This is a genomic window from Parasphingorhabdus sp. SCSIO 66989, assembly GCF_032852305.1.
Lineage (GTDB): Bacteria > Pseudomonadota > Alphaproteobacteria > Sphingomonadales > Sphingomonadaceae > Alterisphingorhabdus > Alterisphingorhabdus coralli.
In genome coordinates, this window is sequence record NZ_CP136594.1 from 2168303 (window position 1) to 2186873 (window position 18571).

Below are 18571 nucleotides of genomic sequence, written 5' to 3' on the forward strand. Positions count from 1 at the left end.
AAGAAAACACAGGCCAGAACTATGACTATAGATCTCACCCCAGCAACCGCTCATGCACCACTTTACCATCATGCGTCACGCGGATGCCCTGCACAATCTCATCATCATCCGGGAATATCGGCTTAGCGTCTTCCTTGTCCCAAAAGGCCGAGAAGAAATTAAAGATATTGCGGGCAAACAGCGCTGAAGCATCGGATGCCAGGGCAGAAGTGATATTGCGCGCACCGATAATGGTGACGCCATGTTTAACAACGGTCTCACCGGCAACGGCGCCATCAACATTGCCACCCTGCTCTGCGGCCAGATCGACTATGACGCTGCCTGGACGCATAGTCGCAAGCTGTTCGTCAGAGATCAGCTTTGGTGCGGGACGTCCTGGAATAAGGGCGGTGGTGATAACAATGTCCTGTTTGGCGATATGGCTGGAGACCAACTCTGCCTGCGCTTTCTTATACTCGTCGGACATTTCGGTGGCGTATCCGCCAGCGCCCTCACCCTCAATGCCTTCAACATCTTCAACAAAGATCGCTTTGGCGCCCAGGCTTTCAATCTGCTCTTTGGTGGCGCTGCGGACATCGGTGGCGCTGACCTGTGCACCTAGACGCCGCGCAGTGGCGATGGCTTGCAGCCCGGCCACGCCAACACCCATAACAAAGCACTTCGCCGCAGAAACGGTGCCAGCCGCGGTCATCATCATCGGGAAGGCACGACCATAATGGGTCGAAGCGAGAAGAACCGCGCGATAACCGGCCAGATTTGATTGCGAGGACAAAATGTCCATCGACTGTGCGCGGGTAATGCGCGGCATGAATTCCAGCGCAAGGCTATGAGCGCCAGTTTCTGCGTAGGCATCAATACGTTCACGCTTGCCAAAGGGATCAAGCGCCGCAGCCAGAGTCACGCCTTGCTTTGCACCCTTTAGTTCTTTGGGATCAATACCTTGGATGCCGATAATGATATCAGCTTTTGCAATGGCATCCTTGCGATCTGTGATGGTCGCACCGGCTTCGGCATAATCATCATCACCAAAAGCGGCGCTATCACCAGCGCCTTTTTCGACCAAACAGTGCGCCCCCAGTCCGGTAAACTTCTTCACCGTTTCAGGTGTCGCCGCGACGCGATTTTCATGCTCAGCCGTTTCTGCAAGAACGGCTATAATCTGCTGCGTTGTCTGGTCCGCCATGGTGATCAGCTGGCGATGAGCATAACGACAAATATGGTCACAATCGCCGAGACGATGGTGCCCCATTTCACAAAGCTGGTGAAACCTTCATAGGTTTTGTTGGCGAATTCCATATCGTTACCAGATGTCATATCGGGCATATCCTTGTTCTTATCTGAGCAATATTGCTGTTGGAAACACGCGGTCGCGCGTACCATTTGTACCTTGCTTAGCGCGAAGCGGCGGCGCGCTCAAGCACCAGCATGCTTTGTTTCCAAGAAAATCGCCATTCTACAGGCCCCTACAATGCAGCGTGCAAATGGACAGAAGATGGTGGCTCCTTTAACGTCCTGTTTACCAGTTTCTCTTATAGTCTGTGCCTAATTGGGACAGAAACGAGAAAGAGGCGGGCAATCATGGCAGAGGATGAAACACGTCTGCTGATGCTGATCGATGACGAACCGGCGCAATGTCGCTTGGTCGCCGCTTTGGCCAGCAAGGCCGGGTGGCGCACCATATTTGCCCGTGATTCGGAAACCGCGATTGCGATGCTCGGCACGCAACAGGGAATGATGCTGGATGCGATCATTCTCGACCAATGGGTGCCGGGGGACGAAGCAGCAGAACTGATCGCCGAGCTCAAATCACGTCGCCCGGCCCTTCCCATTCTTATGCTGACGACCAGCACATCGCCGCTGCTTGCTGTCGAGGCGATGCGCGCCGGCGCAACCGATTATCTCATCAAACCGCTGGCACCGGATCGGCTGATCGCCGCGCTCAATGCCGCCAGCGAGCGGCAGGATCGCGACGATGAACTTCAGCCCTTGACCGAAAAGATCAGCTCACCGCTCAACTTTGACGAAATGATCGGCAGCGCTCCGGCGTTTCGCGCGGCGCTGGCGGTTGCTGCCAAGGCGGCACGCGGACAGGGTCATGTGATGATCGAAGGCGAAACCGGCGTTGGCAAGGAGATGTTCGCCCGCGCTGTGCATGCAACGTCGCCGCGCGCCAAAATGCCTTTGCGCTTGATGAATATCGGTAGCACCCCGGCAAATCAGATGGAATCGCTGCTCTTCGGGCATGAACAAGGCGCCTTTCCCGGCGCATTCGATCGCCAGATCGGCCATATCCAGCGCGCCGAAAACGGCACATTGGTGATTGACGAGATCGACCGCATGCCAGCGGAGATACAGGATAAGCTGCTGCAAACGCTTACCACGGGTGAGATACAACCGGTTGGAAGCAATCACAGCCTGCGCATCGATACACGCTATATTTTTTGCAGCGACCGTCCAATTGCGGAGATGGTCAAAGCAGGCGACTTTAGTGCAGAATTGCACGAGCTGATAAGCCAACAACGTATCTGTATCCCGCCCTTGCGCGATCGCAATGGTGATATCGCGTCTCTGGCACGGCATTTTCTTTCACGGATTGCCGATCAGCCGGGCATGCGGCCATTGGGTATTACTCAGGATGCGCTGGCCTTGCTTGCCGCCTATCACTGGCCGGGCAATGTCCGGCAATTGCAAACAACATTGTTCCGCGCTGCCATATTTGCCGACGGGGATGCGCTAACTACAGCCGAGCTGCCGCATCTGGCACATATGATGCTGGACGTCGAAAGCCCGGCTTTGGCGACACATGAGGGCATTGGTGTTACGCTCTATGCCAATGATGGCAATTTGCGGCCATTGGAAGCCATTGAAGCTGACGTCATTCGCCTTGCCATCGGCCATTATCGAGGCAAGATGACCGAAGTGGCGCGTCGTCTCGGCATTGGCCGCTCAACGCTGTATCGCAAACTCTCGGAGCTGGGTATCGACAACGCGGCCTAAAAGCTGGTCAGCGCAGAATCGCGCAGTCCGCGCCACACACGCATCGCTTGCAAGGTTTCCGGTACATCATGCACCCGCAGGATATGCGTGCCACTGTTCATGGCGTGCAGTGCCAGCGCGAGTGACCCGGGGAGACGTTGATCGGTCGGCTCTTCATTGGACAGTGCGCCAATCATCCGTTTGCGACTGGCGCCAACGAGCAAAGGCTGACCCAAAGCGTGGAACAGCGGCAGCGCATTGAGCAGCGCCAGATTATCGCCAAGCGATTTGCCAAAACCCAAGCCCGGATCAATGATGATCTTCTCACGCTTAACGCCTGCGGCCGCAACCGCGTCAATGCGCTCTGCCAGCCAATCAAAGACATCGCGCACAACATCCGAATAGCCCTTATCATTTTCATGCGGATCATCGCCTTGTGATGGCGCATGCATCAGGACCACAGGACAGTCCGCCTTCAATATCACCTCTATCGAGCGATGGTCATAGAGCAGCGCGGAGATATCGTTCACCAAAGCGGCGCCTGCAGCAAGTGCAGCCTCCATTACTGCGGCGTTGCGTGTGTCTATGGAGATTATAGTGCCTGATGCGACGAGTTGCTGCACCACAGGTTCAATGCGCGCAATCTCATCCCCTTCCCATACAGTCTGCGCGTTGGGCCGGGTTGATTCACCGCCGATATCGACCATCGCGGCACCATGCGAAGTCATCGCAAAACCAGCATCGACCGCCTGATGCGGTGTATCGTGCTCTCCGCCATCGGAAAAACTGTCGGGAGTGACGTTGAGTATGCCCATAATCTGCGGCTGATCAAAGCGCAGAGTGCGCTGTTGTAGTGCAATCGGAGCATGGGCTTCTTGCAAATTGGCGTATTGCCGCTGCACCTGCTCGCGCGCGGCTTTGGGGACGTCTGCCAAAGTATCGTTGTTAAACGTATCCGCTACAATGACCGCGCGATACGCCAGCGTATCGCCATCCCAGCAATCCAATCGAAGCATATTCGCCCAGACCATCGAGCCGCCAAGGCGAATAGCACTGCCCTCAACCGCTTGTGGGCTTTGCGCCAGCGCTACTGGATGAAGATAGGCGCGCATCAAGGATTCCGATCAGGGTTCGGTCGCGAGAATATAGGTCTGGCGCTGGGTATCGATAGGCTGCATGCCCTTTTCCGGGTCATCAATATGCCAGAAAGTCCAGCCATTGCAGCTCGGCGCATCCTGCATAGTCGCGCCAATTTTGTGAATCGAACCCTGCTTGCCTTCACAGACCAGCGACCCATCGGCCTGCACCGTCGCCGCCCAGCGGCGCTTGCGATCATGCAGAACTGTACCCGGCGCGACATAGCCGGTGCTCACCAATGTTCCGAATGCGACACGTGGCGCGCTGCGCGGAGATTGCATCGTCTTGAGGGCGGATTCATCAAGCGGAAGTGCGTCGGATATACGCTGTTCGGCAACCTCGATATAGGTCTCATCGCGCTCACAGCCGATCCAATCACGCCCCAGACGCCGCGCAACGGCGCCGGTGGTGCCAGTACCAAAGAACGGGTCAAGCACAACATCACCTTTATTGGTCGAGGCCAGCAATACGCGATAGAGCAACGCTTCCGGTTTCTGTGTCGGATGCGCCTTTTTGCCATTGCGCTTCAGCCGCTCGGAACCGCCGCAAATCGGCAGCACCCAGTCAGAGCGCATCTGCAGTTCGTCATTCAGTGTCTTCATTGCGCGATAGTTGAAAGTGTATTTCGACTTCTCGCCATGCGAGGCCCAGATCATCGTCTCATGCGCATTGGTAAAACGCGTGCCGCGGAAATTGGGCATCGGATTGGCCTTGCGCCAGACAATATCGTTGAGGATCCAATAGCCCAGATCCTGCAGCACTGCGCCGACGCGAAAGATATTGTGATAGCTGCCAATTACCCAGAGCGAGCCATCAGGCTTGAGTACACGGCGCGCCTCTGTCAGCCAGGCACGGGTAAACTCATCATAAGCGCGGAAGGTGTCAAACTTGTCCCAGTCATTATCAACCGCATCAACAACCGAGCCTTCGGGCCGGGTAAGATCGCCACCCAGTTGCAGATTATAGGGCGGATCGGCGAACACCATATCGACAGACGCATCGGGCAGACCGCGCATCGCCTCGATACAATCGCCGCGCAAAATCGTATTGAGCGGCAGCGCAGGCGCTTTTGCCTTTGCCTTTGCAGCCGGACGCTTTTTTGCATTAATTCTCTCTTCCGAGCGTGTCAGAGCCATATTTCTCACCCTTTTGGCTTGTAGGGAAACGACCCTGAGTCCAGTCGGTTCCGCGGTCAAGCAGCGAGTTGGCAACACTTCTTTCAGAAAATGGTTAACGCTTTGAGAACACAATGAGTCCAAATCAGTATATGGAGTCTTCCGCCGCTTTACGGACTCAAGACCTAGTGGTGTGCCCCAAAGGACTCACCTGACAAAAAACATGGCTTTATTGCAGTTTCAAGACGCGAGAACGCGTGCAACGGGAGCAAAACTGCGCCTGTGCTGGGCCGTAGCACCATATTTCTCCAACGCGATCATATGCTCTTTGGTGCCATAGCCCTTATTGTGTCGCCAGCCATAGAGATCAGCTTCGCCCGCCAGTTCGGCCATTAACCGGTCGCGATGCTCCTTGGCGATGATCGAAGCGGCGGAGATGGCCGGGTCGCTGGCATCGCCGCCAATAATCGCTTCGGCCTCATAGTGCCATATGGGCAGACGATTGCCATCGACATGCACACGATTAAAGCCCGCGTTGATTGCATCCACAGCACGAATCATCGCCTGCATTGTCGCCTGCAATATGTTGATGCGGTCAATCTCTTCAGCCTGGACAACACCGATACCGAATGCGCAATGCGCCCTTATCTGTGATTCCAGCTCCGCTCGTCGCTTGGCTGTGAGTTTCTTGCTGTCCGCCAGACCGGTAATACCGTGATTTTCAGGTAGTATGACCGCTGCCGCTACTACCGGCCCGGCCAATGGCCCGCGCCCGGCTTCATCCACGCCGCATATGATCGGTATGTCTTGCATAAGGCCATCTAGGAAAGCCTGAAGCTTCACCGCCACATTCTTTGCAGAGTTTTCCCCAAAGCATTGCAAAGGGCGCTGAAAAAGAGGACATTAGGCCCATGATTACCGGAGATTCCCTTATGCCTCGCCTTACCCTCTCCATCGCCCTTCCGCTTGCCCTGATCGCCTGCAATTCCAGCAGCGACGCCCAAGCGGAAAACAGTGCAGAAAACAGCGAGCCCAAATATGTTACCGGCGGGGCATCGGAAGAATGGCCTTTTCTCGCTGAGGAAGTTGCCATGTTCAACGAGCCTTGGGCCATGACCTTTATGGATGATGGCACTATGCTCGTCACCGAAAAGCCGGGCAAACTCTATCTCGTCACTAAGAGCGGTGAAAAAAGTGAAGTCGCTGGCGTTCCAGAAGTCGATTATGGCGGTCAGGGTGGCTTGGGCGATATCGTGCTGGCACCCGATTTTGCCGAAAGCAGCATGATCTATCTCAGTTGGGTTGAAAGCGGCGGCGACGATACCCGTGGCGCAGTGGTCGGGCGCGCAAAGCTGGCCATGCCCGAAAAGGGCAGCGACAGCGCACCGCGACTGGAAGACATGGAAATCATCTGGAAGCAATTCCCCAAAGTGACCGGGCGTGGCCATTATTCGCATCGCATCGCCTTTTGCCCCGATGGTGACCATTTGTTTATCGGCTCGGGCGAACGGCAGAAATTTGATCCGTCGCAGGATATGCAGGCCAATCTCGGCAAGATTGTCCGCCTCTACCCCGATGGCCGCGTGCCGGAGGATAACCCGTTTTTTGATCAGGGCGGCGTGACCGCACAAATCTGGTCGCTGGGCCATCGCAATATTCTCGGCCTCGCCTTTGATGCTGAGGGGCGGCTGTGGAACCAGGAAATGGGCCCGCGTCATGGCGATGAACTCAACTTGGTGCAGCGCGGCAAGAATTACGGTTATCCCATCGTTTCCAATGGCGATCATTATAGCGGTGAGGAAATCCCTGACCATGATACGCGGCCCGAATTTGAAGCACCGGTGACCTATTGGGTCCCCGCTATCTCACCGGCAGGTTTGGGTTTTTATGATGGCGATATGTTCCCGGAGTGGAAAGGCAGCGCCTTTATCGGCGGACTGTCGAGCGAGGCGCTAGTGCGTGTCAGTTTTGACGGCACGAAAGCCGAGGAGGCCGAACGCTTCGAAATGGGAGCACGTATCCGCGAGGCTGAACAGGGACCGGATGGCCATTTATGGGTGCTTGAGGATGAGCGCCGTGGATCGGGCGGTCGGTTGCTAAGGCTTAGTCCGAAGCCTTAACGACACAGGCTGGGCATGAACATCCCGCGATCAGCCAAATCGAGGTGAAAATGGTTAGCATGAGCCGCGTTATAGTCGGGCGACAATGTTGTGGTGAAGATATCGCAAGCACCATCGCGCACATCACGCAAAAATGCCGCTTTATCCGCCTCGCCATCCCAATCTTCCAAGACACTTACAGCCACGCCATTACTAAGGGTAAATCCAGCAATATCAAGCGCGTCAGCAGTGGAGTGCTGGCTCCATTTATCTGAGTTTGCTCCATTGATGCGGCGGCAATTATAGCTGCCAATATGGGTTATGGCGATGACGTACACATCGGCACCAAAATGCTTCGCCGCCGCCTGCTGCACGACATGCTCTTCCCATAACACTAACCCTGAAACCATCGGACAGGACGGCGCAACGCCATCAGGGGTGTAGCGAATGGCAAGGGCCTCAGAAACGTCCGGGCGGACAGCATCAGAGACGAGACAAGGTCCCTCTCCCTTTGTCTCCATCGGCGTGTAGCTTATGCCGACCCCATCGAGCTCCGCAAAACACAGTTCCTTCGCCGCGCCGAGCTTCGCAAGCTTGGCGGGAGTGAAGAGACCTACCTGATCAGCCAAGGAAAAATCGGTCCAGGGGAAATCCTGAGGGTACTGCTTAAACCGTTCGCGTAGAAAAATGGCCGCAAGCAGCAGCATCAAAAGCAGCACAGCCACCCGCACCCAGCGCCCTTTAGCGCGGCGTCTCCTGGCCATATTCAGCTACCCAGCCTATCCTTAAGTTGCGCCGAGAAGGTGCGGATACGCTTGGCATTAACGCCAATATCGCTCAGGCCAAAGCGGGACACCGAACGAATATCGACAATGCTGCCCTCTCCGCTCGCATCGGGTATCGCGCGCACCACCACATCATCCTTGAACTTGAGCAGGGCAACCGTGTCGGTGGCCTCTAGCCGACCATTTTCGGTATCGGCAGTTGCCACCTTCCATTCATTGGCAATCGCTATTTCCTCTGCTTCTTCAATCACTTCAGCAACAGGCTTATCAAAGCGCAAAGTCTCAATATCGGGATAGCCTTCGCGATGCATCACCTGCCAGCGTTCAAAGGCGTCCAGCCCGGCATATTCGGGATCACCGCGCCCGGGAATATCGGCATAATTGTCCTGCCTCAGGCTCAGGGTCACATATTGCGGCGGGTTTTCCAGATCGGTCGAGATATCATGGATCATCGGCAGCGAAGACGCCTTGGCGATATGATAGCCGATATAACCGACATACCCGCCAGACAGGATAAGTGCGAGGACCGTCACCAGAACGATCCGGCCACCCTTGCGGCGATAATAGACCAGAATCAGCAGCGCCAATATCAGGGTAATCAGGCCAAGAAAGAACGTCCCGGTCAAAGCCTGCATGCCAACATCAAGGCTCCACCAGCGCTCACCCGCGCCAATAGCGCCCAATAGCGCTCCGCCAACCGTCAATATCCCCAGCACCAAAGATGTGCGCGCGAGCCAGATTGACCAGTGCCGCGCGGTTTCACGCGCTTCACTATCCGCATCGATAGCCATAAAATGAAAATTCCCTCATCACGGCATCCTAATGCCTCTCACTGCGTTGTTCTATCAAAGCCCAAAGGGGTCGACAACCATATGGGTTATCCGCCAATAGCGATAACCACCTCAACTATTTGAAAGAAACCGGCCACATCATGCTCAGCGAAGGAGACAAAACCCGCGCCAAACGCTTTGTTATGTTTACGGTTTTTGTCTACGCGCTGGGATTTGGTATCATCATTCCTGTGTTGCCCAGCTTTATAATGATGCTGGAAGATATTGATCTGGCTCGTGCAACTTTTCTTGGCGGGCTGATTGCATCATCCTATGCCCTGTTCCAGTTCCTGATGGGGCCGCTGATCGGCAATCTCAGCGATCGTTTTGGCCGCCGCCCGGTGTTCATGCTTTCGCTTATCGGCTTTGCGATTGATTATCTGCTGATGGGTTTTGCGCCAAATGTGATCTGGCTTTTTGTCGGCCGTTCCATTGCCGGCGGTCTGGGCGCGATATTCGGGCCGGCAAACAGCGCCATGGCGGATATGCTAAGCGAAGATGAGCGCGCGAAAGGTTTTGGCCTGATTGGTGCAGCCTTTGGCATCGGTTTCGTACTGGGGCCGGCGATTGGCGGCCTGATCGCCAATTATGACCCTCGCCTGCCCTTCTTCCTCGCAGCCGGATTAGCAGGCGTCGCCTTTGTCTATGGTTTCTTCGCCTTTCCCGAGACACTCCCCGAGAGCAAACGCCGCCCTTTCGATCTCAAACGTGCCAATCCGGTTGGTGCCCTGAGAGCACTCGGCAAAGTCCCCGCCATTCATCGCCTCGCAGCGGTCTATCTGCTGTGGTTGACCGCCACCAATATCTACCCTGCGACCTGGAGCTATTTTGCCCGGGCGCAATATGGCTGGGATAACGCCTTTGTCGGCTATTCGCTGGCGATTGTCGGTATCTCCATGGCGATGTTCCAGACGCTGGTTATCGGCCGTTCGGTCAAGCGCTTTGGCGAACGACGCACCGCGCTGATTGCCATTTCCTGCGCGATTATTGGCTTTACCTTCAATATGCTCAATCCCATTGGCTGGGCGACATTGCTGGTCTGTTTCCTGATCGGGGTACAGGCTATGGCCCTGCCCTCTATCAACGCGATGATGTCGCGGCGGGTTTCCGAATCCATGCAGGGCGAGCTGCAGGGCTTTAACGGCAGCCTGTCGGCGCTCGCGGCGCTGATTGCGCCCCTGCTCTATAACTCGGTTTTGACCTACGCCATCGCGCCAGAGAGCAGCATCTACTTCCCCGGCGCGCCTTTTGCTATCGCAATTGCCATTGCCGCTTTAACGCTTGTCATCATTGCCTCGGTCGAAACTCGCGCCCAGCCGGGTGTTGCTCGACAAAGCATCTGATCCTCCCTATGCACCCGTGCTTTGTTGCGAAGGAAGCATAGACATCGCATGACTGCGCTTTATCCCCTTGCCCAGGTGCCGCCGGAATTGGTCGAGGCGCTCCTTGATCGCGTGTTCGGCGAGGACCGTCACAACCGCACAGCATATAGAGTGCGTGCCGGTTCTGCGCAGCTTGATGCCCTCTCCTTCGCCGCACTCGATGATAATGATTATCTTGTTGGGTCCATCCAATGCTGGCCGGTTAAGCTGAGCGCGGACAATGGCGATGAATTTCCGATGATCATGGTCGGCCCGGTTGCGGTTGATCCGGAACATCAGAATATCGGTATTGGCCGCGCGCTGATGACCGCGATGATGGAAGCCATGTCCGCCAATGCTCCGCTCCCCTTGGTGATGATCGGTGACCCGGAATATTATGGCCGCCACTTCGCCTTCAGCGCCAAGCGAACACAGCAATGGCAATTACCCGGCCCATTTGAGCGCGAACGGCTTCTGATCAAGACGATCAAAGGCCTGAAACTGCCCGAAGCGGCAACGCTTGGCCCGTGGTTACACCCTGCAAAAACTTAGAAGATTGCAGTTCAACATCTCCCTTCCTCTTCAGAGGAGGGGCAGTGAGACTTAGGGCCGAAAGGCCCTTAGTCGCAGCGGGGTGGTGTAGCGGCAAGCGCCGCGCTTTGTAATTCCACCACCCCAACCCCTCCTCTGAAGAGGAGGGGCTTTTCACACACCCTATTGCCGCATGCAGCTATTTCCCGTTACATCGCTTCCATGCCCTATACGCCTCCTCCGAATATCCAATCGCTCGACTTGAAAGCCTTGTCTCAGCTGGTTTCCGACCAAAGCCGCCCGCCGGTGGAGAAATGGCAACCCGAAGCCGAGAGCGACAGCTATATGCGGATTGACCGCAATGGCCGCTGGTATCATCGTGGAGATGAGATCAAACGTCCGGCCATGGTGCGGCTTTTCTCTACCATATTGCGCCGCGAAGAAGATGGTCGTTTCGCGCTGGTCACGCCTTACGAGAAGCAGCATATTGCAGTTGAAGACGCACCTTTTCTGGCCGTTGAGCTATCGGCGCAGCACAATGATGGAAGCTATTCGCTGACATTCCGGCTCAACACCGACGAGCTGGTGATCGCCGGCAAAGACAATCCGCTGCGCATGGAAGGGCCGGATAATGATCCGCGCTTCTATCTGACTGTCCGGCCCGGTCTCGAAGCGCTGCTATCGCGCACCGCCCATTATGATCTGGTCAATCTGCTGCTCGATCAAAGCGAGAATGCACCCGATTATCGCCTCGACTATGGCGGCGCGGAGCTGGAACTGCACCTTGCCGATACGGAAGACGCCGCCTGATGAGTATCGACACCTTGCGGCTGCGGCTGGAAGCGGCCCTGAAAAGCAGCGCCAATAAGCAGGTTCCCGATGAATTTCGCGACGAGCGCTATTTCGGCACACCGGAGCGCGGCTATGTCGATGCAGCAGTGCTGATCCCGATTACCCGGCGCGAGGAACCCGGCCTGATCCTGACCCAACGCCCCGACACCATGCGCAGCCATGCTGGACAGGTGGCTTTTCCCGGCGGCAAGGTTGATCCTGAAGATGAAGATGCCATTGCTGCGGCACTGCGCGAGGCTGACGAAGAACTGGCAATACCTGCCGATGCCGTAGAAGTGATTGGCACAGGCGAATGCTATTACAGCGCGAGCGGCTTCTCGATTACAACGGTGCTGGCCTTTCTACCGCCAGATTTGCCGTTAAAAGCCAATCCTGACGAGGTGGCTGACTGGTTTGAGATGCCGTTTGAGGAGGCCATCCACCTCGACCTCTACGATCGCAAAACGGTCAACTGGCAGGGCCATGAACGAGGCTATTATGAGCTGATGTGGCAGGATCGGCGTATCTGGGGTGTCACTGCGGGCATTTTGGCCAATTTGTCGCGGCAGATTGCCGATGTGGACCCTATCTCGGCAATAGAGACCAAGCTCGGCAATGGCTGAAAAACCGGTATATCTTGATCCCGTCTGGCCATGGCCTGGACGCGAGGACGTGTGGGAATTCTGTGCCCTTCTCGATGGCGATGCCGCCCCTGGATCAAAAGCGCGACTGGTTGGCGGCGCGGTGCGTGATGCCTTATTGGGTGTGGCAGCGAGCGATATCGATATCGCTACCACCCACCTGCCCGAACAGGTGCAAGAGATCGCTAAGGCAGCGGGCATCAAAACCATACCCACCGGCATCGATCATGGCACCGTCACCGCGTCGCTGGAGAGCGGTCCAGTAGAAGTCACCACATTGCGCCGTGATGTCAGCACCGATGGCCGCCGCGCGACCGTCGCATTCTCTGATGACTGGCGCGAAGATGCGGCGCGGCGCGATTTCACCTTTAACGCGCTTTATACCGAAGCGGAAACCGGCAAGGTGCACGACTATTTTGGCGGTATGGACGACCTTAAGGCAGGTCGTCTGGTCTTTATCGGCAATGCCAGCGACCGCATCAAAGAGGATTACCTAAGAATATTGCGCCTATTCCGCTTCTATGCGCGCTTTGGGGGCGAGCCGCTGGATCCAGACCTGTTAGACCTGTGCCGGGAAATGGGGCCGTCACTGAAGGGACTATCGCGCGAACGGATATCCAGCGAGTTGCTGCGCTTGCTGGTGGCCGATGCACCCCTCGAAGCCATGCAGGCGATGGCGCAGGCGGACCTCTGGCAACACATTCTACCAGAAATGTCCGTTGGCGGATTTGCTCTCTTCCAAAGGCTACTAAACCGCGCCTCAGAGCATGGCGTCACGGCACATGGCATGACCCGGCTTGCCGCCTTGCTGCCATTGGAACGTAAGACGATGGATCGGGTAGCGGCGAGATTGCGGCTATCCAATGCTGATCGCGACAAGCTCAGGCAACTCACTGCCCTTTCTCAAGAGGATTGGTCATCTTTCAAAAAGCTTAGCTATCGTTTTGGCTGCAATGGCGTGATGCAGGCGGCTTTGCTGATTGGCGATGATGAGAATTATGAATCTGTCATCGCCGGACTGCGCAACTGGATCCCTCCTAAATTCCCTATTGCTGGTCGCGATTTACTGGCGCTGGGCCTCGCATCCGGACCCGAAGTCGGCAAAACTCTGAGGGCGTTGGAGGAACGCTGGATTGCTCTGGATTTTCCTGAAACAGATGACCCGGAAGCCTTTATTCGCGCAAACTTGCCATAGTCCGCCGCGCAATCTCAAGCGCGCCGCTGCAGAAAGAACTCTAATGCATCAGCGGCGCTCATCGGGCGCGAATAGTAATAACCCTGACCATGAGAGCAGCCCAAGGCCGCAAGTGTATTGGCAAGCTCAACGGTTTCAATACCTTCTGCCGTCGTTTTCATCCCCAGTGCATTGGCGAGTGACAGAACAGCGCGCACAATTGAGACGCTGTCGCGGTCTTGCATCATCCCGGTAACAAAGCTGCGATCGATCTTCAAAATATCGATGGGCAGTTTTTGCAGAAAGGCAAGATTGGAATAGCCAGTACCGAAATCGTCCATGGCGAGGCAGGTATCAAGCGCTTTGAGCGCATGCATTGCTCTGGCCGAGCGATCAGGGTCGCTTAAAATCGCGCTTTCGGTCAATTCGAGCGTAAGACGATTACCAGCGATACCCGATTCTTCCAGCACCTCGCGGACCGATTGCGCAACATCATCCCGGGCAAACTGAACCGCAGAAAGGTTGATATTCATGCCAATGGGCAATGTCTGGCCAGTAATTTCATCCCAGTCTTTAAGGCATTTGACCGCCCTTGAGAGGGCCCAGCGTCCGAGCGGCACGATCAAACCACACTCTTCCGCCACCGGGATAAAATCCGCAGGATCAATCGGCCCGCGTTCCGGATGGTTCCAGCGGGCCAAGGCCTCAAACCCAACCACAGCGCCATCACCCAGGTCAATCAGCGGTTGATATGCAACCGACAAGCCATCATTCTCGATCGCATGGCGCAGATCGGTCTCCAGGCTGAAACGTAAGCGGAAACTTTCGAGCACCTCCTTGCGATAAAGCTCGACCTTGTTGCTGCGCTTGGCCTGTTTCAACGCAATCTGGGCCTGGCGAATGGTATCTGAAGGATCGCATTCGTCTGCTCGGCCAATGCCAATGCCAATCGCCGCATCCATATTCACCTGAAGTCCCGAAAGCGCGTAAGGTGCGTCGAACACCGACTGCAAGCGCTCGCAAATTGCTTCAAGGTCAGACGAACCCTCCGCAAGCCGGGCAAAAATCGCGAATTCGTTACCGCCGATGCGTCCCAGCAAGTCCCCTGAACGCAGACTATTCTTCAATCTGCTGGCCACGGTTACGATTAATTCATCACCCACTATCGCGCCGGCATATTCGTTGATTTGGCTGAAACGGCTGAGATCAATAGCAATGATAGCAAAGCGTTTACTCTCGTGCCCGCAGTCAGCTTGATCATTGCCTTTGGCTGATAAAATGGCATCCACTGCCTCTTCAAATCCGGTGCGATTATGCAGTCCGGTTAGACTGTCGGATAGCATCTCGCGATGCAGATTGCGCTGATTCTGTATTTCAGCAGTGCGATCAATAAAGCTGAGCAGATAGGCATTATTTTGCGCATCGTCGAACCCATTCAGCGGTGCCGCACTGATATCAATGTCACGCGGGTCGACAGGGTCAAGCCTGCGCCAGCGCTCGGATACCGCCACCTCGCCAGCTTCCAGCAAGGAAAGAAAGCGGTCAAGGCGGGAATCATCAATGATCAACTTAGGCAGATTACTGTAGCTATGCAGCCGATCCTGCAGATCTACAAAGCGCTCATTGCGGGCCAGACAGGCAAAACCGGCGCCATCGCGCCTGATAATCACAGCCGCGATCGGTAGCGATGCCACGAGGCCCGCTAGTCGATCGTCAACAGAACAGGTTGCGTCTATGGGCTTAGCCAAAGGGGGGCATGCTCGCTGCATTTCCCCGCGGCTAAAGCATAAGCGTAAAGATATATTGAAGCCCTTGCGATCAAGCGCTTAGCGGCAATTCAATCATCAAACCGGTTTTTGCGCGGAAATCCGGTTGGTGGCAATCGCCCGGCGGCACCGCGAGCAACCTTCCACAAGCCGATGTCGGTCTCGGTACGCCGGCGGCCGGTTTCACCGCCCATTGTCCAACTTAGGCCTTCTTCAAAACTGAAAGCCAAGGCATCTGAGAGACCGCCATCCTTGTAACGCTGTAATTGGACCCCCTGGCCTCTGCCCATGGTCGGCAGATCAACCAAGGCGAAGATAACAAGCTTGCGGTTCTCGCCAATAACGGCGACGCTGTCGGCATTCTCTGGAATAGCCCGAGCGACTGCTAAGCGGCTATCGCCCTTAAGGTTGACCACCTGACGGCCTTTTCGCGTTTCCGAGGTCAGTTCTGACATCTTCGCCTGAAAACCCCGGCCATTATTGGCGGCGAGCAGTATATGGCCGCTATCCGATGCCGGGAGAAGTTGCACAATGCGTGCGTCGGCATCAATATCAACCATGGAGCGCACCGGTTCCCCAAACCCCCGCGCGCCGGGCAATTTGTCCGCGCCCAGCGTGTAGAAGCGGCCATCATCCGCCACCAGCAACAACCGATCCGTCGATTGTGCATGCAGCGAAAAGGCCGGGCCGTCGCCTTCTTTGAACTTGGTAATGTCCTTAGCGGACAGGTCCGCATGGCCCTTCATCGCCTTGATCCAACCACGGTTGGAAAGGATCACCGTCACCGGCTCACGCTCGATCATTGCTTCCAGCGGAATTTCACGCGCTGGTGCGGCTTCTTCCAGACTGGTGCGCCGTTTGCCTAGCTCTGTGTCGAGTCCATAGTCCTTCTGTAATTCTTTCAGATCATTTCGGATGCGCGTGGTTTGACGCTGCTTGCTACCAAGTAGTTTTTCGAGATCATCGCGCTCTTTCTCGAGGGCATCGCCCTCGCGCCGCAGCTCCATTTCCTCCAACTTGCGCAAGCTGCGCAGCCGCATATTGAGGATCGCCTCCGCCTGCCGCTCGCTGAGGTCAAACTCCTCCATCATCACCGGGCGCGGTTCATCCTCGGTGCGGATAATCTCGATTACGCGGTCGAGGTTGAGAAAGGCGATAATATAGCCGGACAGCAGTTCCAGCCGGTCATTGATCTTGCCAAGCCGATACTCGCTGCGGCGGCGAAGAACGATAAATAGATGATCGAGCCAATGGCCTAGCAACTCGCCCAGCCCCATCACCGAAGGCGTGCGCTCGGCATCAAGCACATTCATATTGAGCGAGAAGCGGTTTTCCAGATCACTCAAGCGGAAAAGGCTGTCCATCAAGACTTCCGGATCGACGGTGCGGCTCTTCGGTTCCAGCACGATACGCAACTGCTCGTCCGATTCATCTCGAACATCAGCCAAGATCGGCAGTTTCTTATCAAGGATCAGAGTGGCGATTTGTTCAATCAGCTTGGACTTGGGCACCTGATAAGGAATTTCAGTAACCACCGCAGCCCATTGGCCACGTCCGAGATCCTCTTTATGCCAGCGCGCACGGACCCGCATCGAACCACGTCCAGTGCGATAGACTTCAGAAATGCTCTCTTTGCTATCGGGCAAAATGCCACCGGTCGGGAAGTCGGGGCCGTGGAATACTTCCATTAGCTGCTCATGCTCGACCTTGCGGTTTTCCAGCACCAGAAGCGCCGCATCGACAATTTCCGAAACATTATGCGATGGAATCGAGGTCGCCATCCCGACCGCAATCCCACTGGCACCGTTGGCGAGCAGATTGGGGAAATAGCCGGGCAATATCTCCGGCTCTTCATCCTCGCCATTATAGGTCGGGATAAAGTCAACTGTGCCGGCATTCAGACCATCCATCAGACGGATGGCGGTCGGGGTTAGCCGCGCCTCGGTGTAACGATAAGCAGCGGCATTATCGCCATCAATATTGCCGAAATTGCCCTGCCCGTCGACCAGCGGGTAACGCAACGCAAAATCCTGCGCCAGGCGCACCATGGCATCATAGACCGCCTGATCACCATGTGGGTGATATTTACCGACAACATCGCCTACAACACGGGCGCATTTTTTAAATCCACTATTGGGATCGAGCTTCAACTGGCGCATGGCCCATAACAGACGGCGGTGAACCGGCTTGAGACCATCACGCAGATCGGGCAGCGAGCGCGCGGTAATCGTCGAAAGCGCATAGACCAGATACCGCTCGGACAGCGCTTCATCAAAAGAGGTTGGTATCAGATTGGATTCCGGGTTGTCTTCCCCCGGCGCGTCGGTACTGCTCATGGATTAGGCGACTAGCAGTCTCCCCAATTATTGGCGAGCGGGACGGCTGAAAATCTGTGGATTGCATTTACCCGCTGCCTAGGGCTGCTCGATTGCAGCCACAACTTTAATTGCACCGCTTTAGTTGATCCTCTATAGCGCTCGATCTGTTTATTCCCTCTTGCGACAGGGTCAGGAACGATCATGACACGCCGCCGCCAAATCTATGAAGGCAAAGCCAAAATCCTGTATGAAGGCCCCGAACCGGGCACTATCATCCAGTATTTCAAGGACGATGCCACCGCCTTTAACGCCCAGAAAAAGGGTACGATCAACGGCAAGGGTGTGATCAATAACCGTATCAGCGAATATGTTTTCACCCGGCTGGCGCATATCGGCATCCCAACGCACTTTATCCGCCGCCTCAATATGCGTGAGCAGCTAGTACGGCAGGTCGAGATTGTCCCGATCGAGGTCATTGTCCGCAATGTCGCCGCCGGTTCCATCTGCAAGCGACTGGGTCTGGAAGAAGGCCAGCCGCTGCCCCATACGCTGATCGAATATTGCTATAAGGATGATGACCTCGGTGATCCGCTGATTGCCGAGGAGCATATCGCCTGTTTCGGCTGGGCCAGTCAGGAGGAGATGCAGGATATCTCGTCCATGGCAATCCGCATCAATGATTTTATGTCCGGCTTGTTTGCCGGGATCGGTATCCGCCTGATCGACTTCAAGCTCGAATTTGGCCGGCTCTATGATGGCGATTTCTCGCGGATCATCCTTGCCGATGAAATCAGTCCCGATGGCTGCCGCTTATGGGATCTGGCGACAAATGAGAAACTCGACAAAGACCGCTTCCGGCGTGATCTGGGTGGTGAGGTTGAAGCCTATCAGGAAGTGGCTCGCCGCCTTGGTCTGTTGCAGGAAAATGCTGAGAATGAAGTGCTGGATTTTGACAGCCACCGCAAGAAGCGCGGAAAATAGATATTCGCGCTATTGATCAATAGCCA

At 55.7% G+C, this 18571-nt stretch carries 17 protein-coding genes; 8 read left to right on the plus strand and 9 right to left on the minus strand.

All coding sequences use genetic code 11. The features are described 5' to 3' along the window. Positions 1-34: 34 nt before the first annotated feature. Both RB602_RS10100 and RB602_RS10105 read right to left on the minus strand, forming a co-directional pair. Positions 35-1183, minus strand: a complete 1149-nt coding sequence (locus RB602_RS10100; RefSeq protein ID WP_317080440.1) for a Re/Si-specific NAD(P)(+) transhydrogenase subunit alpha — start codon at positions 1181-1183, stop codon at positions 35-37. Positions 1184-1188: 5 nt separating this feature from the next. After that, positions 1189-1323: an aa3-type cytochrome c oxidase subunit IV gene (locus RB602_RS10105; RefSeq protein WP_317080441.1), complete on the minus strand. Its 135-nt coding sequence runs from the start codon at positions 1321-1323 to the stop codon at positions 1189-1191. 255 nt (positions 1324-1578) lie between these two features. Here RB602_RS10105 and RB602_RS10110 point away from each other — a divergent pair, with 255 nt between their 5' ends. Next, complete coding sequence (locus RB602_RS10110) at positions 1579-2997, plus strand: sigma-54-dependent transcriptional regulator (RefSeq protein ID WP_317080442.1); 1419 nt, start codon at positions 1579-1581, stop codon at positions 2995-2997. Here the strand turns inward: RB602_RS10110 and folP are convergent. The 3 genes from folP to rnhB all read right to left on the minus strand — a co-directional run bounded on the left by folP (position 2994) and on the right by rnhB (position 6041). Beyond that, positions 2994-4088 carry a dihydropteroate synthase gene (gene folP / locus RB602_RS10115; RefSeq protein ID WP_317080443.1) on the minus strand — a complete coding sequence of 365 codons (1095 nt, stop codon included), beginning with the start codon at positions 4086-4088 and terminating at the stop codon, positions 2994-2996. The genes RB602_RS10110 and folP overlap by 4 nt on opposite strands. A 12-nt stretch (positions 4089-4100) precedes the next feature. Beyond that, positions 4101-5249 carry a site-specific DNA-methyltransferase gene (locus RB602_RS10120; RefSeq protein ID WP_317080444.1) on the minus strand — a complete coding sequence of 383 codons (1149 nt, stop codon included), beginning with the start codon at positions 5247-5249 and terminating at the stop codon, positions 4101-4103. Between the two features lie 219 nt (positions 5250-5468). Further along, on the minus strand, positions 5469-6041 hold the full coding sequence (gene rnhB, locus RB602_RS10125; protein WP_317080445.1) for a ribonuclease HII: 573 nt from the start codon (positions 6039-6041) through the stop codon (positions 5469-5471). A gap of 119 nt (positions 6042-6160) precedes the next feature. Between rnhB and RB602_RS10130 the strand changes: the two genes are divergently transcribed. Further along, complete coding sequence (locus tag RB602_RS10130; RefSeq protein ID WP_317080447.1) at positions 6161-7348, plus strand: PQQ-dependent sugar dehydrogenase; 1188 nt, start codon at positions 6161-6163, stop codon at positions 7346-7348. On the opposite strand, the gene RB602_RS10135 is transcribed toward RB602_RS10130, so the two are convergent. Both RB602_RS10135 and RB602_RS10140 read right to left on the minus strand, forming a co-directional pair. Then, a complete protein-coding gene (locus tag RB602_RS10135; RefSeq protein ID WP_317080448.1) occupies positions 7345-8052 on the minus strand; it encodes an extensin-like domain-containing protein in 708 nt (235 codons plus the stop codon). The genes RB602_RS10130 and RB602_RS10135 overlap by 4 nt on opposite strands. A 41-nt stretch (positions 8053-8093) precedes the next feature. Continuing rightward, positions 8094-8903 (minus strand): DUF1499 domain-containing protein, encoded by an 810-nt coding sequence (locus RB602_RS10140; protein ID WP_317080449.1) that lies wholly within the window; start codon positions 8901-8903, stop codon positions 8094-8096. Between the two features lie 140 nt (positions 8904-9043). Here RB602_RS10140 and RB602_RS10145 point away from each other — a divergent pair, with 140 nt between their 5' ends. From RB602_RS10145 to RB602_RS10165, 5 genes are all read left to right on the plus strand, one after another. Next, positions 9044-10285, plus strand: coding sequence for an MFS transporter (locus tag RB602_RS10145; RefSeq protein ID WP_317080450.1), 1242 nt, complete (start codon positions 9044-9046; stop codon positions 10283-10285). Positions 10286-10333: 48 nt separating this feature from the next. Beyond that, a complete protein-coding gene (locus RB602_RS10150; RefSeq protein ID WP_317080451.1) occupies positions 10334-10855 on the plus strand; it encodes a GNAT family N-acetyltransferase in 522 nt (173 codons plus the stop codon). 201 nt (positions 10856-11056) lie between these two features. Continuing rightward, positions 11057-11644: a DUF1285 domain-containing protein gene (locus RB602_RS10155; RefSeq protein WP_317080452.1), complete on the plus strand. Its 588-nt coding sequence runs from the start codon at positions 11057-11059 to the stop codon at positions 11642-11644. Continuing rightward, positions 11644-12288, plus strand: a complete 645-nt coding sequence (locus tag RB602_RS10160; RefSeq protein WP_317080453.1) for a CoA pyrophosphatase — start codon at positions 11644-11646, stop codon at positions 12286-12288. Before RB602_RS10155 ends, RB602_RS10160 begins: the two co-directional genes overlap by 1 nt. Continuing rightward, a complete protein-coding gene (locus RB602_RS10165; protein WP_317080454.1) occupies positions 12281-13501 on the plus strand; it encodes a CCA tRNA nucleotidyltransferase in 1221 nt (406 codons plus the stop codon). The genes RB602_RS10160 and RB602_RS10165 overlap by 8 nt, the downstream gene beginning before the upstream one ends. 14 nt (positions 13502-13515) lie before the next feature. On the opposite strand, the gene RB602_RS10170 is transcribed toward RB602_RS10165, so the two are convergent. After that, complete coding sequence (locus RB602_RS10170) at positions 13516-15174, minus strand: putative bifunctional diguanylate cyclase/phosphodiesterase (protein WP_317080455.1); 1659 nt, start codon at positions 15172-15174, stop codon at positions 13516-13518. 143 nt (positions 15175-15317) lie between these two features. Continuing rightward, positions 15318-17582: a DNA topoisomerase IV subunit A gene (parC, locus tag RB602_RS10175; RefSeq protein WP_317080456.1), complete on the minus strand. Its 2265-nt coding sequence runs from the start codon at positions 17580-17582 to the stop codon at positions 15318-15320. Positions 17583-17765: 183 nt separating this feature from the next. On the opposite strand from parC, the gene purC reads away from it, so the two are divergent. Further along, positions 17766-18545 carry a phosphoribosylaminoimidazolesuccinocarboxamide synthase gene (purC, locus tag RB602_RS10180; RefSeq protein ID WP_317080457.1) on the plus strand — a complete coding sequence of 260 codons (780 nt, stop codon included), beginning with the start codon at positions 17766-17768 and terminating at the stop codon, positions 18543-18545. Positions 18546-18571 lie beyond the last annotated feature (26 nt).